We start from the raw sequence: 22819 nt of genomic DNA, 5'->3' as shown, positions 1-22819 counted from the left end.
TTCAAAGTCCCAGGTGGAAACTTCGGTACGCCGCGTGGTGGATCGGTGGGTCCGCACCTCGACGGTCCCGTGGTTCCTTCGGGCAGCCGAACGGCGGGAGCGGGCAACCCGCCCCCGCCGAGCACGGGTCAGTCCAACGGGGCGAGCGTGAGGTGTGCCTGTGCCGGATTGCCGTCGTGCACCAGCGACTCGTGGTGTCCGACGTCGTCGAAGGCGAAGGCGTACGCCTTGCCGTCGGCCATCCGGTCGTGGATGACCCGGGCGTAGTGGTTGGTGACGGAGTCCTGGTAGAAGTCGGCCGCCGAGGTGTCCGGCTGGTTGGGGTTGCTCAGCAGCGTCGAGCGGTTGAAACCGGCGCACAGTGTGCGGGAGATCGGTCCGCGTACGGTGTCGTTGGGCGCGTCCAGGAGCTTGTGGCAGCCGAAGACGCTGGAGGCGTCGGGCTTCTGGAAGCTGGTGACGACCGCGCCGGCGCTGTTGGTGAAGTGCATGACGCCGCCCGAGACGCGCCCGACGTACTTGGTGCCCGGCTGGTCCGCGAACGGGGTGACCGTGAGCGGGGTCGACGTGTACTTCTGCCAGACGCGGTTGACGTAGTCGTCCATGGCCGACGCGGGCAGCGCTCCGGTCTCCACCCCGTACAGCGGTGACAGCGCCCGCAGAACCGTGCCGTCGGGCCGGGTCTGGATCAGTCCGCCCCAGCCGGGCTGCGCCCGCAGAGCGCTGAACACCGCTTTGTAGCCGCCCGGTTTGAGCTGCCCGGTGGTGCTCACACCGCCGCCTGCGCGCTGCACCCCGACCGTGTAGGGCGTGGAGAACATGTCGACCTGTGTGCTGTTCAGCCACAGCCCGGAGTCGTTGAGTGTGTACTCCGACCAGTTGAACAGGATGTTGCGGTTCGGGTCGCTCGGGTTCTGCACCGCCGGTTGCACCAGCCCGCCCGTGGTCAGCCGGAAGTCGAGCTTCTGGCCGTACGAGAAGTAGATGCGTCCTGACAGCTTGGGGATGCGGATGGTCTTGGTCTGCCCGGCCGCCGGTCCCGGGATCGAGGCGTCCGGGGCGGGGGTGGGGGGATTGCCGCCGGCCGGCCAGGCGTGGAACGTGCCGTTCGCGTCGGCCCAGCCCTGCCGGCCCGTCGTCAGGGAGGTCCCCAGCGTGTAGACGTGGACCTGGTCGGCGCGGCCGGAGTTGTTCGTGATCTTCAGCGGGATGGTGTCGGGCACCGCTGCGTCCGCGGGCGGGGAGGAACCGACGGTGAGCAGGGCGCCGGCCAGGCCGACGGCCGAGGCCGTGGCGAGCAGGCGGTGTCTGAGGCTTGAGAACACTCTCCACCTCCGTGCAGGTGTGGGGGGGATTGGTCCGTACCGGTACTTGAGAGCGCTCTCAGCGTCGCGTCTGGGCGCGTCCATGTCAATGCAGGCGCCGCGCACCGCGCTCGTCCCTCTCGTATTCTCCGAGGTATGGCCAAGCCTTGGGAGCAGACGGCCGAGGACGCGTCGGGAGCGGGACCGGCCGTACGGATCGCCTCTCCGACGGGCAAGTGGATCCTGCTCACCACCGTCCTCGGTTCCAGCATGGCGATGCTGGACTCGACGGTCGTCAACGTCGCCCTGCCACGCATCGGCCGAGACCTGGACGCGAGCCTCGCCGCGCTGCAGTGGACCGTGAACGCGTACATGGTGACGCTGGCCGGCCTGATTCTGCTGGGCGGCTCGCTCGGGGACCGCTTCGGGCGGCGGCGGATCTTCGTCCTGGGGGTGGTGTGGTTCGCGTCCGCCTCCCTGCTGTGCGGACTCGCGCCGACCGGCGGTGTACTGATCGCCGCCCGCGCCCTGCAAGGGGTCGGCGGCGCGCTGCTCACCCCCGGCTCCCTCGCGCTGATCCAGGCGTCGTTCCACCCCGACGACCGGGCCCGGGCCGTCGGTCTGTGGTCCGGTTTCGGAGGCGTCGGCGCGGCCGTGGGGCCCTTCCTGGGCGGATGGCTGGTGGACGGCCCCGGGTGGCGCTGGGTCTTCCTGCTGAACGTTCCCCTGGCGCTGGTGTGCGCCCCGATCGCACTGCGGCACGTCCCCGAGTCGGCCGACGGCGGATCCCACCGCGGGTTCGACGTGCTCGGGGCGGTCCTCGGCGCGCTCTCGCTGGCGCTGGTGACGTATGCGCTGATCGAGGCCCGTGGCGGCTCTGTGGCCGTGGCCGTGGCGGCGGTCGTGGGAGTGGCGGCGGGGGTCGCCTTCGTCCTCGTGGAACGCCGACGGCCCGATCCGATGATGCCGCCGGACATCTTCGCCTCACGCCAGTTCACGGCCGTCAATCTGGTGACCCTGTGCGTGTACGCGGCCTTCGGCGGCTTCTTCTTCCTCACCGCCCTCCAGCTTCAGGTGGTGGCGGGCTACTCGGCGCTGGAGGCCGGAACGGCACTGCTCCCGACGACGGTCCTGATGCTGCTGTTCTCCGCCCGTTCGGGTGAACTGGCCCAGCACATCGGGCCACGCGCCCCGCTCACCGCGGGGCCGCTGCTGTGCGCCGTGGCGCTGCTGCTGATGCTCCGGGTGGGCCCGGACGCCTCGTACGTGCGGGACGTGCTGCCCGCGCTGCTGGTGATGGGAGCGGGCATGGTCACGCTGGTCGCACCGTTGACGGCCACCGTCCTCGCCTCCGTGGACACCGCGCGCGCGGGCCTGGCCAGTGGGATCAACAACGCCGCGGCCCGAGCGGCGGGGCTGATCGCGGTGGCCGCCCTGCCGCTGCTCGCGGGGATGGGCCCCGACGCGTACCGCTCGGCGGGCGCCTTCGACGCGGCGTTCCGGCGGGCGATGCCCCTGTGCGCGGGCATCCTGGTGCTCGGCGCGGTGCTGGCCTTCGCGACCGTACGGCGCCCGGCACCCGACTGCCTCCGACCGGAGTGCCGCACACACGGCTCTGTCGCGGTCCCCCCGCTGGAACCGCGTCGGGATGACACCCGACCCGGCCGGGACACCGGGGGCCGGGGCCGTCCAGCAGAATGACCCCATGGCCCCCACGTCCAGAACGCGTTTCGGCGTCCACGGCGATCCGATACGGATTCGTCTCACGGCGGCGGTGGCCGCTTTGGTGACCGTGGGGGCGGGACTGGGGCTCAGGGCGACGGCGGCCGGAGAGGTGGCCAAGTACGGCGGGGACGCCCTGTACACGCTCCTGTTGACCACCCTCGTCGTTCTGGTGGCGCCGCGGGTGACACCACTGACGGCAGGCGGAGTCGCCCTGGCCGTGAGCTGGGGGGGGTCGAGTTCCTGCAACTCAGCGACGTGCCGGCGGACCTCTCCCGGCGCAGTACGGCTGCCCGCCTGGTCCTCGGCTCCACCTTCAACGCACCGGACCTGTTCTGGTACGCGGTCGGCGCGGTCGTCGGCCGGCTCCTCATGACCCGCGTGGACGGTCGAGTCCTCTGCGGGCGCTGATCGCGATCGCCCGTGTCACCGCCGACCGGCCTCGCGCCCTGCGGGGCAGCGTCGCCCGGTACTCTGCACGCTGTGATCAACTCACCTGCGAGCCTTGACGACGCTGGGAGCCTTGACGACACCGAGGTCGCGACAGCCGCCGCGCGGGCCGGCGCAGAGGTCGTGAACGCCGGATACGGGCGGCGACTGACCCGCCTCGACAAGGGGGCCGGGGACTTCGCCACCGACGTCGACGTGGCGGCCGAGGAGGCGATCCTCGGTGTGCTGCGTGCTGCGCGGCCCGGCGACGCGGTGCTCGGTGAGGAGGGCGGCCGGCGGGGGTCGGCCGACGCGGTGCGTCAGTGGCTGGTGGATCCCTTGTGCGGCACGCTCAACTACGCCGTCGGCACCATGCTGGTGGCCGTCAACGTGGCACTGCGCGACGGTCCGGCGGCGATGGCCGATCCGTTCGGCGGCGAGGTCTTCTTCACCGACGGTGCGACCGCCCGGGTACGGCGCGACGGGGCCGATGCGCCGCTGGCGCCCACGGCGGCCACCCGGTTGGTCGACGTGAACCTGGACCCGCCCTTCCCGAGTGCGCCCCGGTTCCGAGCAGTGGACCTGCTCGCCCACCCCGGGTTCGTCCGGCACTTCCGGCCGCGGGTCGCGTCCACGACGCTGGCGCTGGCCTGGGTCGCGGCCGGAAAACGCGCCGCGTACGTCACCGACGGCGGTGACCTGAGCCAAAGCGTGCACTTCGCCGCCGGCATCGCGCTGTGCAAGGCCGCCGGCTGTGTCGTCACCGGACTCGACGGCGCTCCGGTCGGTCGGGCGGGCCGCGGCCTCCTGGTGGCCGCGGACGCCGAGACCCACGCGCTGCTGTTGTCGATGATCCGCGCGTCCTGAAGGACTCGGCCTTCAGCCGGTACAGCGGCGTGCTCGGCGTACCAGCGCCGCTCGGGCCCCACAGCAGCACGGACCCACCGGCCGGTCCACGGCGCGTCGCGCCCCGCCTCGGCGTCATCACCGTGCCGCCTCCTCCCCCGCGCCACCCGTCAGGCCGAACGCACCGGTACCGGGCCATCGCGCACCGCGACGGTGAGGTGTTACGCCGACCGGCTGTCCGCAGGCGGCGCGCGACCAGGTGCCGGGCGAGGGTGGCGGGAGGCGGTACCCGGGCGGGAACCGACTCACGACGGTGCCCCATGTGCGGGACGGGCAGATGGGAATCCCCGGGCGGACGGGCGGAAGCGAGGCAGACGCGATGACGGAGGACTGGCAGGGGCCACCGGGCGACGGCCCTCCGACCGGCGAGGGCACCGACGAGCCCTACACCTCCATGCTCGATCTGCCGCTCAGCTCGGACCTGGCCCGCATCGGCGAGCAGTTGCACGCCCTGGCCCGGGCTCAGAGCACCTTGCAGGAGCTGCTCCAGGCGGTGGTGAACATCACCGGCGAGCTGGAGCTGCCCATGGCGCTGCGCCGTATCGTCCGCACCGCCATGGATCTGGTGGGCGCCCGCTACGGGGCCATGGGGGTCCTCGACGAGGACGGCAGGCTCTTGGAGGAGTTCATTCCGCTGGGCCTCACCGCGCAGGAACTGGCGGGCCTGGAGGGGGTGGAGCTCCCGCGGGGGAGAGGCCTGCTGGGGCACCTGATCCACCACCCCGAGCCGCTGCGGGTCAAGGACATCGCACGGCACCCGGAGTCGGCGGGTTTCCCGCCCGGGCACCCACCCATGCGTACCCTGCTCGGCGTCGCCATCAGCGTGCGCGGACAGGTCTACGGCAACCTCTACCTCTCCGAACGCAAGGACGGACAGCCCTTCGACCGGCACGACGAGGGCGTGATCCGCGCCCTCGCCGGCACGGCCGGTGTGGCGATCGAGAACGCCCGCCTCTACCAGCAGGTCCGCAACAGCAGCGAACAGTTCCAGCGGCTGCTGCTGCCCCGCCTGCCCGACCTACGGCCCTTCGCCGCCGGGGCGGCCTACCGCCCCGCGAGCGAGCCGGCCGCCGTGGGCGGTGACTGGTACGACGCCATGCTGCTGCCGGACGGGTCCTGCGCGGCGGTGATTGGTGACGTCGTGGGGCACGATCTGCGGGCCGCCGCCGACATGTCCCAGATCCGCAACATGCTGCGGGCCCTGTACTACGACTGGAACGCCCCGCCCAGCGCCTCCCTCGCCCGGCTCGACCGCATCATGAACGCGGCCCTGGACGAGGCTCCCATCGCCACGGCTCTGCTGGCCCGTCTGGAACCGGCCGACGGTGCCTGGCGGCTGCACTGGTCCAGCGCCGGGCACCCGCCGCCGCTCGTGCTGCTGCCCGACGGACGGGTCCGGTACCTGGACGCGGAGCCCGGACTTCCCCTGGGAGTGGCGCCCGACCTGCCACGCCCCGACCACTGCGAGGCGCTGCCGGTGGACAGCACCGTCGTGCTCTTCACCGACGGCCTCGTGGAGACACCCGGCCAGCCACTGGACCGCGGTCTCGACGCCCTGGCCGTCACCGCCGCCCGGCTCGTCGGCCTGTCACCGGACGAACTGTGCCGTTCGCTGGTCGCCCACCGTCCCGGCACCGGCCACGACGACAAGGCCGTCATCGCCCTGCGCACTCCGCCCCTGACGGGGTACGGCCGCTCCTGACCCCCCCCGCGGCCCCACGGAGGGCAGTGATTTCGCGCATCTCTGAACTTGTTCGATCAGTATCGATACCATGCGGAGGCTCCGTGGTGCCTCATGAGGAGGCGGCGCTTCGAGGAAGGATCCCACGATGCCTCTGGCGGCCGAGCGTCAGGAAAGAATCCTTGCCGCGGTCCGCAAACACGGCATGGTGCGTCTCTCCGACCTGGTGGCCCAACTGGGCGTCACCGCGGTGACCGTGCGCCGGGACGTGACCCTGCTGGCCGACCGCGGCCTGGTCCAGCGGGTCCACGGGGGCATCGCCCTTCCCCACCGGGCACAGGCGGCGCAACTGCGGGAAGGGGTGCCGGGCGCGTACGGCCCGATGGCCACGCGCGCGTTGGTGGGCATGGTGGTGCCCTCGGTGGAGTACTACTGGCCTCCGGTCATCCAGGGCGCGCACACGGCCGTGGCCGCCGCCGAGGGCCGGCTCGTCATGCGGGCCTCGCGCTGGGAGGATCCGGCCGAGGACCGGCGGCAGGTCAGCGCCCTCCTGGAGCGGGGAGCGCAGGCGCTGCTGATCGCGCCCGCCACCACCGGGGACGGCGCCATGGAACTGCTGCGCTGGCTGCGTTCGCTCACCGTGCCCGTCGTGCTCGTCGAGCGCCGGCCACCGCAGGAGCTCGCCACCCTCGCCCTGGACGCGGTCATGACCGCTCACGCGCTCGGCGCCGGCCTGGCCGTGCGTCACCTGGTGACACTGGGGCACCGGCACGTCGTGCTGATCACGACCCGCCAGAGTCCCACCAGCAAGGCGCTGCGCGCGGGCTGGCGGGACGCCGTCCGGATGCTGGACCTTCCCTCCCACGACGGCCTGGACATCGAGGTGCCCTCGTACGGGGCCCCGGGCTGGGCGGCGGCGTACACGGAGGTGCTCGAGCGCAGTCGCGACCTCGGAGCCCGGGCGCTGCTGGTGCACTCCGACCGCGAAGCGATCGGCCTGATCGAACGGGGCCGGGAGCTCGGCATCGGTGTTCCGCACGACCTGGCCATCGTGACCTACGACGACGAGATCGGGGCGGCTTCCGACCCGCCGCTGACCGCCGTGCGGCCGCAGAAGCACCGCCTCGGCATGCTGGCGGCGGAACTCGTGCTGGCCAAGGTGGCCGACGTCGGCGACGAGTGGCCCGTACACCGGCTCGAGCTCTGGCCGAACGTGGTGGTCCGTGAGTCGTGCGGGACCGAGCCGAAGCCGCAGACGGTGTAGCCGGCCCCCCGGCGTACGAGCGCTCTTGGGCGGACCGGGAGAGCGCTCGTGCACCGGGCCTCCTACTGAGGGCCGCCGTCCTCGCGGACCAGCCCGGCATGGGCTTCTTCGAGCCGGTCCGTGATCTGCTCGACCCCGATCGCGTCGAGGCCCCGCCGCCCGGCCACGGCCGCCTTCGCCGCCGAGACCGCGGAGTCGAACACGGCCCACGAGCCGGCCGTGTGGTCGGCCCGCACCGGATCGCCGATCTCGTCCAGGCGCTCCCGGAGCGGTGTCAGGTCCAACTCGCCGTCCACGTCACCCGAGATGACGTCGAACGCGTCGACCACGGCCTTTCCGGACCTGAGGACGAACCTCGCCGTGTGCGCGCCGTCAGGAAGACCCCGAAGCGCGTACGTCGTGCGACGCTTGTCGGAGACCGCGGTCCTGGCGTCCTTCGCGATCAGCTCGCCGTCGACGTGGACGTCGAACACGGCGCTGCCGTCGTTGCCGCCGATGACGTCGACGCCCGTGCCCGTGAACGGGACGGTGAACGACGCGCCGGCGTCCGTGCTCGTGGACGTCGTGCGGTACCAGTCCATCGCGTCGCCGAAGGAGGCCTTCCTGTTCCAGGCGCCCTCGTAGGCGACCGAGCCGTCCATGTTGTCGATCTGCGCACGGGCGTACGGGGTGTACCCGTCCACCTTCTCGACCTTCAGGTTGTCGAACGCCGTCCGGTAGAAGTCGGTGCCGAGCTTGACCCGGCCCGAGGTCTCGGGGGTCGGATCCTCGTATGTGGAGACCGCCCGCCCGTTGATGGAGGTCGTGATCGTCGCCCCCTTGGCCTCGATGGCCAGACGGTAGGTGTCGGATGCCGCGACCGTGCCCGACTCGATCGCGGTGCCGTACTCGTAGAACGTCCAGGTGCCGTTCGGGCGGACCCGGACGTTGTACGCGGCGTCGCTGACGGCCATGCCCTTCTGCTGGCGGACGCCCAGGGTGGCGAGCCCGCCGGCCCGGTCCGGGAAGGAGACGTCGACGGTGGCCTTGTAGTTCTCCCAGCGGAAGTCGCCGACCGTGGTGTTCGGCGTGTGCCGGTTCCAGGCGCCGGTGTTCTTCATGGACTGGTCCATGTACTGGTACAGCACGTTGCCGCCGTCGGCGCCCTGCCCGACCTCCCAGGCGCCGGTCTGGTCGACCATGTAGCGGGGCTGGTTGCCGCGCGACGCGAGGTAGGGCCGGGACGCCTTGGCCGCGCCGTTGGCGGTGCCGACCTGGACCCTGCCCTCCTCCTCGTACCCGAAGTCGTCGGCGTACAGGACGTCGTCACGGGTGTCGTGCTTCCTGCCGGTCGCGTCGGTGTCGAGCACCGTACGGTCACCGGACTCGGGCAGACGCTGCCGCGTCGTCCTGTCGTGGCTCTTGTCGAGCGTCGTCAGGGTCACGATGGACCTGGGTGCGACCGTGTACGTGTAGTACCCGTCGCGGCCGGGCCGGATCTCGTCGACGAGGCGCTTGAAGTTCGCGTCGTACGCCTGCCCGGGGTCCGCCGCCCGGGTCTCCCAGATCTCCATGGCCGGATCCCCCAGTCGCATGTTCTCGGTCTTGATCCGGTAGGTCCTGGTCCGGTCGCTGTCGTTGACGACGATCGTCGAGAAGTCCTTCTTGCGCGGGTCCGCGAGCGTCATGTAGCTGGGGGCCCCGTTCGACCCGTCGATGTCGACGGTGCCGCTCGCCCCGCTGTGGCTGGCTTCCGGCACGGTGCGCCAGATGCCTGCCGTGTTGGTGTCGTTCTCCCAGCCGGTCGTCGCGAACTGGGTGAAGTGCTGCATCACGTAGACGGCCGCGTCGTAGTGGAGGTGGCCCGACCACGGGTCTCGTGCGCTGACGAGTTCCTTGTGGCTGTACTGGGCGCCTTCGTAGAAGGAGCCGATCGCCGGCTGGAAGACGTAGTGCGTCCTCTTGGAGTTCGCATAGCTCTTGACGGAGCGGTTCGCGAGGTCGAGGGCGCTCTGCACGCCACCGATGCCCGTGCTCGCCCCGTTCGGTCCCTCGGTGTTGTTGACGCGGTACTCGGTGTAGCCGAACGAGGCGGTCCCCTCGCTGTACCAGACTTCCTTGTCCTCGCCGTACTTGTTCTCACCGGTCGCCAGCTTGGTGTAGGGCAGGTACGTGTCGCCGGCGGTGTCACCCTCGCGCAGGTCCTCGGTGTTGTAGTGGTAGCCCACCGCGTCGACGACGCCGAAGAGCTCCTCGTCCCTGAGCACCGAAGGCCCGATGTGGTGGGTGTCGTTCTCGTCCGAGGCGATGATCTTGATGCTGCGGTAGGCATTCTCGGCCTTCTTGCGCTGGGCCGCCGGGAGGTCGTACCGCGGATTGCTGAAGTCCGTGTCCGTCAGGATCGCGTTCTTGTACCACTTGACGAAGGCCTCGTCGGGATCCCGTGTCTCGTTGGTGTCCGGGTCGACGTAGTCGACCATGTACCCGTACTTCTCGTAGGCGTCGAGGATCGTCTCCTTGTACCAGGTGTACATCTCGTCGGCGCCCGTGCCCTTGTCCCATTCGGCCTGCACCCATGCCGGCATGACCCATCTCAGAATGGAGACCTTGAGGCCCGGATTGACCGTCTTGGCGTCGGCGGCCAACTGGAACCCCGGGGAACGGGACGCGTCGGCGCGTTCGTCGGGTGTGCGCATGGTCGCCGGGTCAGAACCGGTCGACGTGTTCGTGTCCGACCCCATCTCGACCTTGACGTGGTTGATCAGCGGGTGCTTTCCGCCGAACAGGACTCTGATGAGCTGCCAGTACCGTTCCGGGTGCTCCGCCTTGTAGTCCATCAGCAGATTGCTCGTGCTGTTGCAGCTGAGCACGCCGAGGCCCTTGTAGGTCAGACCGTTCACGTTGTCGGCGCGAACGTCGTCCCCGTCGACCACGACCTCCACCGGGTCATCCGCGGGGTGCGCGGCGGGGGCCGTCATCACTCCTGCCGCCAGCACCAGGGTGGTCGCCGCGGCGAGCGACATCCATCCGCGTCTCCTCTGCGTGTCCATCCGGCTTCGACTCCTTCTTCTCATGTCGCCCTGCGGTGGGGCGCGACGCGTCTGTCCCGCCCGGCCGGGCCCGCCTCAGTGCACCCGCAGGGGAGGGCGGAGTGGAAGCCGTGACACAGGAATCGATCAGATTCGATCAACTAAGAAAGTGTCGCCCTGGGGGCGAGCGTGATTTTCGCTTCCGTTCGCTTCTGAGTGAACGGTGCGGGAATTATTGACGGTTGTTGTGCCCGGTACGAGCCTGCGACGTACGCCCGCCCACCCGTACGCGAGGAGGACTCCCGAGATGACGATCAGCCGTCGCACGTTCCTCTGGTCCACCGGAGCCGCCGTCACCGGTGTCGCCCTGGCCCGTCCCGCCGCAGCAGACGTGGGCCCGCTCGCCTGGGAGACGGTCATCGGCGCCGACACCTTCGCCGACTACGGCGCACTCGAGTCGGCCTGGAACTACCTGTATCCCTGGGGATCCGACCACAACGGCAGCGCCCGTATGTACGCGAGCCCCACCGACCACAACCACGTCCACCTCGAGCCCGGCGGTGTGCTCGTCCTCAGGGCGTCGCGCATCGGCTGGGACGAGGGCACGAGCAGCAAGGATCCTCATCTGCCGATCCACTACCACTCCGGCGCCATTCACTCCAAGGCACACGTGGTGGTGAACGACCAGTACCCCTCCTGGGAGGTCAAGGGCGAGTTCCGTGCGCCCTCCGCGCGTGGCACCTGGCCGGCGTTCTGGCTCACCGGCGCCCACAGCTGGCCCCCGGAGAGCGACATCCTGGAGTTCAAGGGGGACGCCCGCAACTGGTTCAACACCTACGACGGGGGCTGGGACAGTACGCCCGTCACCGTGTCCGACCCCGGCGCCTGGCATGCCTACCGGGCCTGGATCACCAAGGTCGGCGCAACGGACGTGGACATCCACTACTACCTCGACGGCCGGTGGGTCGGTCAGCACCGGGCCACCGACTTCGTCGGCGCCCCGATGGACGTCGTCATCAACCTCCAGATGGAAGGTTCGTCGGGCTCACCGGGCCCCTCGGGCGACACGTACTACCGCGCCCGCAACGTCTACGTCGGCCGCAGCAACAACGGCTGACCGCCGTTCGCCCTCGCTGCTGATGCCGGCTCCGTGTCCCGACACCGCGCCCCTGCTCGCGGTCAGTGGTTCTCGGCGAGTTCCCCGCTGAGCCTTTCGTGCAGGTGGGCGCTGTGCCCGTTCAGGCCGACGATCTCGACCCGCTTGCCGCGCTGGGCGTACTTGGTCTCGACCGCGTCGAGCGCGGCGACGGACGAGGCGTCCCAGATGTGGGTGGCGGACAGGTCGATGACGACCCTGTCGGGGTCGGTGGCGTAGTCGAACCGGGTGACCAGGTCGTTGCTGGAGGCGAAGAAGAGTTCACCGGTGACGGAGTAGACGACCTGACCGCCGTCGGGGTCGGTGACCGAGGTGACGTCGACCAGATGGGCGACGCGCTTGGCGAAGATCACCACGGCGGTGACGGAGCCGACGACGACGCCGATGGCGAGGTTCTCGGTGGCGACCACGACGGCGACGGTGACGACCATGACGGCGATCTCGCCGGCGGGCATCCGCCTGAGGGTCTTCGGCGCGATGGAGTGCCAGTCGAACGTCGCGAACGACACCATCACCATCACCGCGACCAGGGCGGCCATCGGGATCTCGGAGACGATCGGTCCGAAGACGATGCACAGCACCATCAGGAACGCCCCCGCCAGGAACGTGGACAGGCGGGTGCGCGCCCCGGACACCTTCACGTTGATCATCGTCTGGCCGATCATGGCACAGCCGCCCATGCCGCCGAAGAAGCCGGTCACGATGTTGGCGATGCCCTGACCGATCGACTCACGGGTCTTGTTGGAGTGCGTGTCGGTGATGTCGTCCACCAGCTTCGCGGTCATCAGCGACTCCATGAGCCCGACCAGGGCCATGGCGAGCGCGTACGGGGCGACGGTCGTCAGCGTCTCGAGGGTGAACGGCACGTCGGGCAGGCCCGGTACCGGCAGCGCGTGGGGCAGCTCCCCCTTGTCACCCACGGTCGGCACCGCGATGCCGGCCGCGACGGTGATGACGGTCAGGACGGCGATCGAGACCAGCGGTGCCGGGATCACCTTGGTGACCTTCGGGAACAGCACCATCAGGGCGAGCCCGCCTGCGAGGAGCGGGTAGACGGGCCAGGGCACGTCGGTCATCTCGGGCACCTGCGCCATGAAGACCAGGATGGCCAGGGCGTTGACGAAGCCGACCATCACCGAGCGCGGCACGAACCGCATCAGCTTGGCCACCCCGAGCGCGCCGAGGACCACCTGGAAGACGCCGGCGAGGATGACCGCGGCCACGAGATGGCCGAGCCCGTGCTCACGGTTCAACGGCGCGATCACCAGGGCGACGGCACCGGTCGCGGCCGAGATCATCGCGGGACGGCCGCCCACGATCGAGATCGTGACGGCCATGGTGACGGCCGCGAACAGGCCGATCTCCGGGTCGACGCCGGCGATGATCGAGAACGAGATCGCCTCGGGGATCAGCGCCAGGGCGACGACGAGGCCGCCGAGGATCTCCGTGCGCCACACCTTCGGGTCGGAGATCCAGTCGGGCCTGAGGCCGCGCAGCCGCGCGGCGGGGGAGAGCGCAGGAGCAGACAAGGGGGCAGTACCTGTCGTGGTCGGGCACGCCGGTAGGGCGGGACGTGCGGGAGAGGGCGCGAGGACCGGGCCGGTCCTTCGCGACGCCCGCGCGTCGGCGGGCGGAGGCGAAACGAGTGCAGCGTGCCGACGGGAGAACGGCTGCCGCTCAGGGGCGAAGCGTCACGGCGGGCAGGCGGCGGCGCGGGGCATCATGGGCATCCGCTCGCTCTCTCCTGCAGGCATCGGTCTTCGCCGGGGGCTTCCTCGGCCCCGGCAGTGCGGGTCGGGCGTCTCGCGCCACGACGTGCCGGACGGCACGGCGCCCCGGCACTCGGCGACTCTACCCTAACGTTACGGTAGGGATCGAAGCCGTTCGTGCAGCCGCAGGACGGACAGCCGCAGTGCGGACAGCCGCAGGACGGACGACGAGGAAGGCACGCGCGTGAGCGGTGAGCACATGCAGATCGGCGAGGTGGCGTCGAGGACCGAGTTGTCGCTGCGCACGATCCGGCACTACGAGGAGACCGGCCTGGTCATCCCCTCCGCCCGCTCCCAGGGCGGTTTCCGTCTCTACACCGAGGGCGACGTCGCCCGCCTCATGGTCGTCCGCCGTATGAAACCGCTCGGCTTCACCCTCGACGAGATGCGCGATCTCCTGGAGGCCACCGACCGCCTCGACTCCGGCGGGGACCACCTGCCGGCCGACGAACGCCAGCGACTCCTCGACCGCGTGCGTGCGTTCGAGCGGGCCGCCCGGCAGCGGGTCGCCGACCTGCGGACCCAGCTGGCACGGGCGGAGGAGTTCGCCGCGACGCTGGCCGACCGCCTCCCGAGCGCGACCGCTCCGTAGCCGGTCCCGTCGCCGGCCGCCCGGGCACCGTCCGTCGGCGCCCCGGGAGCGTGGCCGAGTCCGCGAGCCTCGGCACCACCAGCCGTGCCCCGTCCGGGCGCCACCGCGAGGGGCGGCGCTTCCTGCCGCCGGCCGCTGCGAGAACCGAGGTGCTTCGGCGAGCGTCGGTGGGGTACCGTGCGGGGCATGTCGAGTCCTGAGTCGGACAAGGTGGGGGCTTTCGGTCACGCCGTCAGCTCCCTGAACCACTGAGTCCGTAGTGCCGCCGTCCCGCCGCGCTCCGCGGCCGGACGAGTGCGCCCCTGGGTGCTGACCGCGGTGACGAGATGCCCTCTCGTGCTTCTTCTCCTCACCCCGGAGCCACTCGATGTCCTTCCCGCTGTATCTGCTTGCCATGGCGGTCTTCGCCATGGGCACCTCGGAGTTCATGCTCGCCGGCCTCCTGCCGGACATCGCCTCCGACCTCGACGTCACGGTCGGGACGGCAGGCACGCTCACCACGGCCTTCGCGACCGGAATGGCCGTCGGGGCCCCGCTCACGGCCGGGCTTGCCCGCCGCTGGCCACGACGGTCCGGCCTGCTCGGATTCCTTCTCGTGTTCTCGGCGGCCCATGCGGCGGGCGCCGCCACGTCGAGCTTCTCGGTCCTGCTCGCCACCCGGGTGGTCGCGGCGCTCGCGAACGCGGGGTTCCTGGCCGTCGCTCTGACGACCGCCGCCTCACTGGTCTCGCCCGACCGGAAGGGACGTGCGCTCGCGGTGCTGCTGTCGGGCACGACGGTGGCCACGATCGCCGGGGTCCCCGGGGGATCGGTACTCGGCACACTGCTCGGCTGGCGGGCCACGTTCTGGGCCGTCGCCGCTCTGTGCCTGCCCGCGGCGATCGGCGTCCTCACGGGAATCCCGGCACGCCGGGAGCGGAAGGAGGCGGCTGACAGGCCGGCCTTGCGATCGGAGCTCGCACAGCTCGCAAGGCCGCGGTTGCTCCTGGCCATGCTGCTCGGCGCACTGGTGAACGCGGCGACCTTCGCGAGCTTCACCTTCCTCGCGCCCGTCGTCACCGACAACGCCGGGCTGGGCGAACTGTGGGTCTCCGGCGCCCTGGTGCTCTTCGGTGCGGGCTCCTTCGCCGGGGTCACCGTTGCCGGACGGTTGTCCGACCGGCGCCCCGGCCAGGTCGTCGCGGTCGGTGGTCCGTTGCTGCTCACCGGCTGGGCCGCCCTGGCCCTGCTGGCCGACCGGCCCGTCGCTCTGCTCGCCCTCGTGTTCCTCCAGGGCGCGCTGTCGTTCGCGCTGGGCAGCACACTGATCACGCGGGTTCTCTACGAGGCGGCAGGAGCGCCGAGCATGGCCGGCTCCTACGCGACCGCGGCCCTCAACGTCGGCGCCGCCGCCGGACCCCTCGTCGCCGCGACCACCCTCGGCACACGAGCCGGGAACCTCGGGCCGCTCTGGGTGAGCGGGCTCCTGGTCGCCGTGGCGCTGCTCATCGCGTTCCCCCTGCGGGGAAGGGTGCTCACCCACACCACCGTGACGCCATAGGCATCGCCTGTCTCGACGTGAGCGACGACGGGCGGCCGGTGTTGGTACGAGCCGCCACGCCGTCACTCCGGTCGGTGAGGACGCGGCGGTCGGAGGACGGGTTCGTCGGTGACGTGGAGCACGCGTGGTGCCCGCGCGGCGGGTTCGGGCAGGCGCAGGGGCGTGCGGCCCGGCGTGATGGTGCCGAGGAGCGACGCACGGCGCGCACCGGTCCCCGAAGGGATGGTTCCCGACAGGCCGTTGACCGTCAGGAAGCCGAGGAGCGCGAAGGCCAGCGACTCCTTGGCGTCGGGCGGCAGTCCCAGCGCGTCGCTGGAGGCGAGGGGCACGCCGGGCAGCTCCTTGGCGAGCATGTCCGTCAGTACCGGGTTGTGCGCGCCGCCGCCGGAGACGATGAGCCGGGTGACCTCGTGAGCCCGGCAGGCGTCGGCCACCGTGACGGCGGTGAGCCTGGTCAGGGTCGCCAGGACGTCGTCGTGGTCCGGGACGGGCGCCGTGGCGAGCGCCTGCAGCAGGTACGGCAGGTGGAAATGCTCCTTGCCGGTGCTCTTCGGCGCCGGCCTGCGGTAGTAGGGGTCGTCCAGAAGCACCCTCAGCAGCGTGGGATCGACCCGGCCCGCTCCCGCCCGGCGCCCGCCCTCGTCGTACCGGGCCGCGCCCCGGGTGAAGTGCCGCACCGCGGCGTCCATCAGGGCGTTGGCAGGGCCGGTGTCGAAGGCCAGCGGGTCCGCGCCGGGTGCGACCACGGTGAGGTTGGCGATGCCGCCCAGGTTCAGCGCCGCGGGGGTGCCGGGCAGCGTGCCCATGGCCAGGACGTCGGTCATGGCCACCAGGGGTGCGCCCTGGCCGCCGGCGGCGACGTCCCTGCTGCGCAGGTCGGAGACCACGGGCAGGCCGGTGGCCTCGGCGATCCAGGCGGGCTGGCCGAGTTGGAGGGTGCCGCGGACGGTGCCGTCCTCGACCCAGTGGTACAGGGTCTGCCCGTGCGAGACCACCAGGTCCGCGGCCCCGCCGCACAGTTCGCGCACGGCACGCACGGCCGCGTCGGCGAACGCCTGACCGATCCCGGTGTCGAGTACGGCGAGGGTACGGGCCGTCGTGGCCGACGGCGGCAGACTGGCCCCGATCAGGTCGCGCAGGTCGTCGGGGTAGGGCACGGAGAGGTGGCCGAGGGGGCGCATCACAAGTGCGTCGCCCCGCAGGTCGAGGTCCGCGGCGCCCGCTTCGACGGCGTCGTAGGAGGTGCCTGACATCAGCCCGATCACACGCACGGTGTCTCCTGGGGGGATGAGAGAGAGCCGGACGGCCGGCTGAGGGGCCGCGGTCACTCCTGCCCGGCCCCCGTGGTCACGGGATCGTGTCCGGACCCCGGTTCACCGTCGACTGCGGCACCCTCGTCGGCCGCGGGCGCGCGGTGGAACAGGCTCAGCACACCGCCGACCACCAGTGTGATCAGTACGCCGATGGGCACGAGCCACTGGGCCGCGACGGCCTGGGACACGGTGGTCCCGCCCGTCGTGACGTCGATCTTCACCCCGCGCACGATGTAGGTCATGACCCCGATGGTGACCAGGAAGGCCACGATGGAGTCGACCTCGTCGGCACGGGTGACCAGTCGCCCGAGGAGAAACGCGCCGAGCAGCGCACCGTAGGTGTAACCCGCGATGGTCAGACCGGTCAGATAGACGTTGCCCGTGCTCGCGCTGAACGCGCAGGCGAAGACGGCCATGAGGGTCGCCCACACCAGCGTCATCCAGCGGGCGAGCCTGAGCAGCGTGTCCTCGGAGGGTGTCCTGCGGAAGAAGTTGTGGATGATGTCGGCGACCGTCGAGTTCGACATGGAGTTCAGCGCCGAGGACAACGACCCCATCGCGGCGCCCAGGATGCCGGCCACGAGGAGGCCGGAGACGACGACGGGCAGCCCGTGCAGGATGAACTCGGGGTAGAGGTTGTCGGAACTGGACAGCCCGAGCTCCGAGAAGGACTTGCCCTGGTTGTACGACCACAGCAGCGCGCCGACGAGGGAGAAGGCGGCGAACTGGATGGTGACGAAGACACCCGAGGCGATCATGGCCTTCTGTCCCTCGCGCAGCGTGCGGGTGGCCAGCACGCGCTGGACGATCAGCTGGTCGGAGCCGTGGCTGGCCATGGCGAAGATGGCGCCGCCGACGATGGCCGTGGGCAGGGCGAACGGGCTGGTCAGAACGTGCGCGAGGGTGAAGTCGGTGTCGAAGAGCGCGAACCGTCCGGCGTCCAGGGCGCGTGCGTAGCCGTCACCGCCGACGTGGGCGGACAGCACCGCGACGGCGAGGATCGCGCCACCGAGGTAGAGGCCCATCTGGATGGCGTCGGTCCAGATGACCGCCTTGATGCCGCCCAGGTAGGTGTAGACCACGGTGATCAGCGTGAGCACGATGATGATCACGCGGTAGCTCGCGTGCACGCCGAACTCGTCGAGCAGCAGCTTGATCGGGATGGCGGAGGCGAACAGCCGGACGCCCTCGGCCAGCAGCCGGGTGAAGACGAAGGTCACCGCGGCGAGCCCCTGCAACTTCAGGCCGAACCGGTCGCCCAGGTACTGGTAGGCGCTGACGAACCCGCCGCGCTTGTAGAGGGGGATCAGCACGGTGGCCACGACGACGCGTCCGATGACGTACCCCAGGGCGAGTTCGACGTTTCCGAAGCCCTGTCCGCTGTAGGCGCCCCCGGGAACGCTGATCACGGTCAGCACACTGGTCTCGGTGGCGACGACGGAGAAGGAGACGGTCCACCACGGCATGTGGCCCTCACCGACGAAGTAGTCCTTCGCCGACTTCTGCCGGCCGGCCTTCCGCAGGCCGATCCAGGCGATCCCGATCAGATAGACCACGATCACCACGAGGTCGAGTTGGCGCACACTTGCTCCTGGGCACTGGCCGGTGGTGTCGCCGGCGTGGGGGAGGGGGAGGGGCGAGGACGTCGTCCGGCGGGCGGGGACTGGGCAGCAGGGGAGCCCGGCGCAGGCGCTCCCGGGACCTCGGCGTCGCCGCGCAGGTCGTCTTATGGTGATGCCGACCCACAGGGTGCGCCAGTTGGCCACGCACGAGCCACACGAACGTGTCCGCGCCCACGTAACGGTTGTGGCAGGCAGCGCGAGCCGGAGGTTCTGGTACGGCGCCGCGCGGGCCTTCCTGCCGAGATCGACCGTGTCCAGGACGTCCTGGCGGCGTGGGAGTCGTATGGGCCCGTTGGACACACGGCTGCCGCCCCTGGACGGAACATCGCCGAACGCGGCCGTCTCTGCGGCGCCGCTGTCATCGCCGGGACGGCCCGCGCCGGCAGTGGCGTCCCGGTACTCCGCGACCTCGTTCGCTGACCACACGTGCGTGCCGAAGACGGAGAAGCCTGCCCGGCAGCAGGACGGACAGGATCAGACCTTGATCGACCGATTACTCTCTGCGCGACACGGAGTCGAAGATGACGGCCGGTGCACGACAGCGCACGGGCGCGAAGCGCGCACCGGCTCACTCTTCATACGACCAGCCACGAGACACCTGGGAACATCAGATGCGCACCTTGATCAGCACCGCGTTCATCTCGCTCGACGGCGTTGTGGAGGCCCCGGGCGGCGAGCCCGGCTACCGGAACTCCGGCTGGACCTTCAAGCACACCGAGTTCGTCCCCGAGGCCTTCGAGATCAAGGGCCGGGAGCAGAAGGAAGCCACCGCGATGCTGATGGGGCGGGTCAGCTACCAGGCGTTCAGCCCGGTGTGGCCGGACATGGAGGACTTCGCGGACTACAAGCTGATGCCGAAGTACGTCGTCTCCGGCTCTCTCACCGAGGGCGACCTGGTGTCGAACTGGGGTGGGACCACGATCCTGCGCTCGCTGGACGAGGTCGCCGCGCTGAAGGAGACGGAGGGCGGCCCGATCATCGTCCACGGCAGCGCGTCCCTGAACCAGGGCCTTTCGGACGCCGGTCTGATCGACCGCTACCACCTGCTCGTCTTCCCGCTCCTGCTCGGCGCGGGCAAGCGTCTGTTCAGCGCGGCGGACAGGGACACGCAGAAGCTGAAGCTGGTCGACCACGAGGCCTACGCCAACGGCCTGCAGAAGCAGGTCTTCGACGTCGTCCGCTGAGAGGACTCCCGTCCTCGCCCGCCGGGGCGCGGCGAACGCCTTCCGGTGCGCCACCCGAGGCGCGGTGAAGGCGTTCGCCCGTACATGGTCGGCATCCCCGTCGTACCGGGGAAGCGCTCGGCCCGGAGAGGGCCGCCACACGACTCAGACGAGTTCGGGTTGCGGTTCCGGTTGCTGCACCGGTGCCGCCTTCGGATCCCACAGCTTGGTGGTCCGCACGTAGCCGAGGATCACTGAGATCATGGCCAGCAGAAGAAGGGGGCCGAACACCCACGGATGTCCGGCCATCTCCATCGGCAGATAGCGGTACGACACCAGGAGCACGGCGAAGACGGTCGCGCCGTAGGCGACCAGCTGGATTCCCGGCCGGTCCCAGCCGCGGTCGAGCGAGCGCATGGCGGCGTCGATCGTGAGCGCGAACACCACGCCGGCGATGATGTCCACGCCGTAGTGGTAGCCGAATCCCAGGGTCGCGCAGAGTGTGGCGATCAGCCAGAAAGTGCCCGCGAAGCGCAGCACGCGTGGGCCCTTGCGGGAATGAACGAAGATCGTGGTGGCCCACGCCGTGTGCAGGCTGGGCATGCAGTTGCGGGGCGTGATCTCGTCGTAGAGCACCGGGTGCGGCGTGCTGACCGGCGGCAGCGTGTCCGGCCACAGGTTGGCCACCGCCCACTGCTCGCCGCCCGTGCCGAACGCGCCGGTGCCGTAGGTGAAGATCGGTCCGACCACAGGGAAGATCATGTAGATGGCCGGCCCGAGAAGGCCGATCACCAGAAAGGTGCGTACCAGATGATGGCCCGGGAAGCGGCGCTCGACCGCCACGTTGCGCAGCTGGTACAGGGCGACGACGGCCGCGGCCACCGCCAGCTGGGCGTAGACCCAGTCGAGGACATGGGTGCCGATCGGGCCGGTGGCCTCGATGATCCGGCCCGCCACCCACGACGGATTGCCCAGCGCGTGATCAGCGGTCACCAGATACTGGTCGAGTACCTCCGGGCGGGTCTTCGACGTGATCAGCAGCCAGGTGTCGCCCGTCTTGCGGCCGGCCACCAGCAGCAGGCCCAGCCCGACGCCCTTCAGCATCAGGAGGCGCTCCGGTCCGGAGCGGCGGGTGACAGCGATGACCGCGCAGCCCAGGATGACCCACAACGCGCCGTTGCCGAAGGTCATTTCGGCGTCGACCGCCCACCGCACCAGTGCGACGGCGATGTCGATGCCGATCGCGGCGCCGGCCGCGATGAAGCGTTGCCTCCAGGTGAGGACCACCATCATCAGCGCCATACTGGCGTACAGCAGGGGCCCCGATTTGGGGGCGAATATCAATTCCTGCGCCTGGTTGGTGATCGGCCCGGGCAGGCCGTAGCGACGCGCGGCGATCTCCAGCGTGATGAGGAACGCGAGGGTTACCACACCTGCCGTGGCCCACAGCATCACCCGTGACCGGCGCCACGAGGCGAGCTTGATCCTGCTGTTTATTCGCGAACGCACCCGCGAGGCTATAGATATCAATTTTTTTTGGCCGATTTGGTAGGAGTTAGCTAAATAAGTAACTTTTCATGCCAGGTGGCATGGTTTTCCGGTGAAGAGCGGTCGAGGGGGCAATCCATGTGAGCTCGAACATGTTATCGGGGTGGTCTGGGTGGGTTTCACTGGTCGCGGGAGATGCGGCGGCCGGTCGAAAACGGCAGCTCGGGCACGGGTGTTGGCGCGGCCGATCGCCGTGTACGGCGCGGCGGCGGTCCACCGGCACGTGAGGGCGTGCGCCTTCTCACATGGCGCGCAGGCCCCGGTCGGCGAAGTCGATCAGCCACTCGAAGCTCTGGTCGATGTCGGCGCTCCACTGGAAGGCGTCGGCCGCCTGCAGAGTGGCGAAGCCGTGGCAGAGGCTGCGGAGCATGCGCAGGGCGTGGTCCACGTCCGACTCTCCGACGTCGTAGCCGCGCAGGACGGCCATGAACGCGTCGAGCAGCCGCCGACCCGCGGCGGCCAGCGGATCGTCCGGGCCGGACGGTTCCACGCCGATCGTCGCGGCGTACCGGCCGGGGTGCTCGAGGACGAAGGCGCGGAAGGCGCGTGCCGCGGCCGCAAGGGCGTCGCGGCCCGCGTACCCCTGGACCGCGCCGCCGACGGCGTCGGCGGCCTCCCGCAACGCCAGTGCCGCGATGCGCCGGTTGAGGTCTTCCTGGCCGCCCACGTGCTTGTACAGGGACGGGGTGCGCACGCCCACCCGCTCGGCCAGCAAGCCCATCGTCAGGTGGGCGAGCCCCACCTCGTCGGCGAGGGCGGCACCGGCCGCGACCACGGTCGCCGGGTCCAGGCCGGCCCTAGGCACGAGCCACGTCCGAGCGGAGGAAGGCGAGCGTGAGCGACACCACCTGGTCGGGGAACTGGTCGTGCGGGTAGTGTCCGGCGCCCTCGATCATCTCGAGGCGGCCGAGGCCGGACGGCAGCGCATCGACGATCGCGGAACCCTCGGCGTGCGGATCGGCCCAGTCGGGGTCGAGCGTTCCCATCACGACCAGGACCGGGCAGCGGACGCCCGCGAGCTGCGCGCCGGCGTCGGTCGGGGCGCTGCGGCCCATGCCCTGCATGGCCTTCATCCTGCCGGGTTCGCGCAGCAGGGACTCGAAGCGGCCGAGCCGTTCGGCCCAGTCGGCCGGCTTCGCGCCGGGGTACGCCACGTCGAGGTACGAGCGCCAGAGCGGCACGCTGCCGAGCGCGCCCGCGCCGAGCAGCCGCAGCATGCCCTGCCGGAAGCGCTTGACCTTGAGATCGCCGAGCCGGATCGACTGCTTGCGGGTGAACGGTGCCAGCTCGACCACCGCGGTGATCAGCGAGGGCTCCCGCGCCGCGGCGATCGTGGCGGCGCCGCCGGAGGCCGAGTGGCCGACCAGTACGGCCGGGCCGCCCAGGTGGCGGATCAGGGCGAGGAGGTCGCCGGCGACGGCGGTGCGGCTCCAGGCCGGCCAGTCGACGCTGGACTCGCCGCAGCCGCGCAGGTCGACCGCGGCGACCCGGTAGCCCGCCGCCACCAGTTGCGGTGTCACGGCACGGTACGCGGCGCGGCTGTCGCCCATGCCGTGCGCGAGAACGACCAGCGGGCCGGAGCCCGTCACCTCGTAGGCGATCGTGCCGCCGTCGACGGCGAGGTACTCGGTCATGGCATCCCCCTGTGCTGTGGCTAACGTCGTTAGCCAAAAGCTAATCGTATTAGCTGCGCCCTGTCAACGGAGAAGCGATGGCTGTCCCGCATCGTCGGGGTGGCCCGGTGCGTCCTTCGGCGTCCCCGCCACCGTCCCGCGCCGAACGGGCGGCCGTCAGCAGGGCAC

At 70.7% G+C, this 22819-nt stretch carries 16 protein-coding genes and 1 pseudogene; 9 read left to right on the top strand and 8 right to left on the bottom strand.

Features of this window, described 5'->3' with window-relative positions; genetic code table 11:
- Positions 1-128: 128 nt before the first annotated feature.
- Positions 129-1325, bottom strand: a complete 1197-nt coding sequence (locus RM812_RS13075; RefSeq protein ID WP_311572658.1) for a glycoside hydrolase family 64 protein — start codon at positions 1323-1325, stop codon at positions 129-131.
- Positions 1326-1460: 135 nt separating this feature from the next.
- Between RM812_RS13075 and RM812_RS13070 the strand changes: the two genes are divergently transcribed.
- The 5 genes and pseudogenes from RM812_RS13070 to RM812_RS13050 all read left to right on the top strand — a co-directional run bounded on the left by RM812_RS13070 (position 1461) and on the right by RM812_RS13050 (position 7306).
- Positions 1461-3005: an MFS transporter gene (locus RM812_RS13070; protein WP_311572657.1), complete on the top strand. Its 1545-nt coding sequence runs from the start codon at positions 1461-1463 to the stop codon at positions 3003-3005.
- A 4-nt stretch (positions 3006-3009) separates the two neighbouring features.
- Positions 3010-3437, top strand: a pseudogene (locus RM812_RS13065) (ribosomal maturation YjgA family protein).
- Between the two features lie 72 nt (positions 3438-3509).
- Positions 3510-4322: an inositol monophosphatase family protein gene (locus RM812_RS13060; RefSeq protein ID WP_311572656.1), complete on the top strand. Its 813-nt coding sequence runs from the start codon at positions 3510-3512 to the stop codon at positions 4320-4322.
- 358 nt (positions 4323-4680) lie between these two features.
- Positions 4681-6063 carry a SpoIIE family protein phosphatase gene (locus RM812_RS13055; protein WP_311572655.1) on the top strand — a complete coding sequence of 461 codons (1383 nt, stop codon included), beginning with the start codon at positions 4681-4683 and terminating at the stop codon, positions 6061-6063.
- A gap of 127 nt (positions 6064-6190) precedes the next feature.
- Positions 6191-7306, top strand: a complete 1116-nt coding sequence (locus tag RM812_RS13050) for a substrate-binding domain-containing protein (RefSeq protein ID WP_311572654.1) — start codon at positions 6191-6193, stop codon at positions 7304-7306.
- Between the two features lie 62 nt (positions 7307-7368).
- On the opposite strand, the gene RM812_RS13045 is transcribed toward RM812_RS13050, so the two are convergent.
- Positions 7369-10335 carry a GH59 galactosidase gene (locus RM812_RS13045; RefSeq protein WP_311572653.1) on the bottom strand — a complete coding sequence of 989 codons (2967 nt, stop codon included), beginning with the start codon at positions 10333-10335 and terminating at the stop codon, positions 7369-7371.
- 286 nt (positions 10336-10621) lie between these two features.
- On the opposite strand from RM812_RS13045, the gene RM812_RS13040 reads away from it, so the two are divergent.
- Positions 10622-11431, top strand: a complete 810-nt coding sequence (locus RM812_RS13040) for a glycoside hydrolase family 16 protein (RefSeq protein WP_311572652.1) — start codon at positions 10622-10624, stop codon at positions 11429-11431.
- Between the two features lie 62 nt (positions 11432-11493).
- On the opposite strand, the gene RM812_RS13035 is transcribed toward RM812_RS13040, so the two are convergent.
- A complete protein-coding gene (locus tag RM812_RS13035) occupies positions 11494-12999 on the bottom strand; it encodes a SulP family inorganic anion transporter (protein WP_311572651.1) in 1506 nt (501 codons plus the stop codon).
- A 424-nt stretch (positions 13000-13423) separates the two neighbouring features.
- On the opposite strand from RM812_RS13035, the gene RM812_RS13030 reads away from it, so the two are divergent.
- Together RM812_RS13030 and RM812_RS13025 are read left to right on the top strand one after the other, a co-directional pair.
- Positions 13424-13831, top strand: a complete 408-nt coding sequence (locus RM812_RS13030) for a MerR family transcriptional regulator (RefSeq protein WP_311572650.1) — start codon at positions 13424-13426, stop codon at positions 13829-13831.
- Between the two features lie 367 nt (positions 13832-14198).
- Positions 14199-15371, top strand: a complete 1173-nt coding sequence (locus RM812_RS13025) for a Cmx/CmrA family chloramphenicol efflux MFS transporter (RefSeq protein WP_311572649.1) — start codon at positions 14199-14201, stop codon at positions 15369-15371.
- A 62-nt stretch (positions 15372-15433) separates the two neighbouring features.
- On the opposite strand, the gene RM812_RS13020 is transcribed toward RM812_RS13025, so the two are convergent.
- Together RM812_RS13020 and RM812_RS13015 are read right to left on the bottom strand one after the other, a co-directional pair.
- The gene (locus RM812_RS13020) at positions 15434-16642 is read right to left on the bottom strand and encodes an anhydro-N-acetylmuramic acid kinase (RefSeq protein WP_311572648.1); all 1209 of its coding nucleotides are present in this window, start codon (positions 16640-16642) and stop codon (positions 15434-15436) included.
- Between the two features lie 53 nt (positions 16643-16695).
- Complete coding sequence (locus RM812_RS13015) at positions 16696-18267, bottom strand: sodium:solute symporter (protein ID WP_311572647.1); 1572 nt, start codon at positions 18265-18267, stop codon at positions 16696-16698.
- Between the two features lie 650 nt (positions 18268-18917).
- On the opposite strand from RM812_RS13015, the gene RM812_RS13010 reads away from it, so the two are divergent.
- Positions 18918-19490: a dihydrofolate reductase family protein gene (locus tag RM812_RS13010; RefSeq protein WP_311572646.1), complete on the top strand. Its 573-nt coding sequence runs from the start codon at positions 18918-18920 to the stop codon at positions 19488-19490.
- Positions 19491-19634: 144 nt separating this feature from the next.
- Here RM812_RS13010 and RM812_RS13005 read toward each other — a convergent pair whose 3' ends face one another.
- The 3 genes from RM812_RS13005 to RM812_RS12995 all read right to left on the bottom strand — a co-directional run bounded on the left by RM812_RS13005 (position 19635) and on the right by RM812_RS12995 (position 22651).
- The gene (locus RM812_RS13005) at positions 19635-20921 is read right to left on the bottom strand and encodes a phosphatase PAP2 family protein (RefSeq protein ID WP_311572645.1); all 1287 of its coding nucleotides are present in this window, start codon (positions 20919-20921) and stop codon (positions 19635-19637) included.
- Between the two features lie 337 nt (positions 20922-21258).
- Entirely contained in the window at positions 21259-21792 is a 534-nt protein-coding gene (locus RM812_RS13000) for a TetR/AcrR family transcriptional regulator (RefSeq protein ID WP_311572732.1), read from the bottom strand.
- A gap of 22 nt (positions 21793-21814) precedes the next feature.
- A complete protein-coding gene (locus RM812_RS12995; protein WP_311572644.1) occupies positions 21815-22651 on the bottom strand; it encodes an alpha/beta fold hydrolase in 837 nt (278 codons plus the stop codon).
- Between the last annotated feature and the right edge of the window lie 168 nt (positions 22652-22819).

The organism is Streptomyces lancefieldiae (genome assembly GCF_031845825.1).
GTDB lineage: Bacteria > Actinomycetota > Actinomycetes > Streptomycetales > Streptomycetaceae > Streptomyces > Streptomyces lancefieldiae.
Note: the sequence above shows the minus strand (reverse complement) of the source record. Positions and strands in the feature narration are given on the sequence as shown.

Excerpts from the sequence above, each read along its gene's own strand:
- RM812_RS13070 (WP_311572657.1), top strand. The coding sequence starts at position 1,461 with ATGGCCAAGCCTTGGGAGCAGACGGCCGAGGACGCGTCGGGAGCGGGA.
- RM812_RS13055 (WP_311572655.1), top strand. The coding sequence starts at position 4,681 with ATGACGGAGGACTGGCAGGGGCCACCGGGCGACGGCCCTCCGACCGGC.
- RM812_RS13050 (WP_311572654.1), top strand. The coding sequence starts at position 6,191 with ATGCCTCTGGCGGCCGAGCGTCAGGAAAGAATCCTTGCCGCGGTCCGC.
- RM812_RS13045 (WP_311572653.1), bottom strand. The coding sequence starts at position 10,335 with ATGGACACGCAGAGGAGACGCGGATGGATGTCGCTCGCCGCGGCGACC.
- RM812_RS13040 (WP_311572652.1), top strand. The coding sequence starts at position 10,622 with ATGACGATCAGCCGTCGCACGTTCCTCTGGTCCACCGGAGCCGCCGTC.
- RM812_RS13025 (WP_311572649.1), top strand. The coding sequence starts at position 14,199 with ATGTCCTTCCCGCTGTATCTGCTTGCCATGGCGGTCTTCGCCATGGGC.
- RM812_RS13010 (WP_311572646.1), top strand. The coding sequence starts at position 18,918 with ATGCGCACCTTGATCAGCACCGCGTTCATCTCGCTCGACGGCGTTGTG.
- RM812_RS13005 (WP_311572645.1), bottom strand. The coding sequence starts at position 20,921 with ATGCTGTGGGCCACGGCAGGTGTGGTAACCCTCGCGTTCCTCATCACG.
- RM812_RS12995 (WP_311572644.1), bottom strand. The coding sequence starts at position 22,651 with ATGACCGAGTACCTCGCCGTCGACGGCGGCACGATCGCCTACGAGGTG.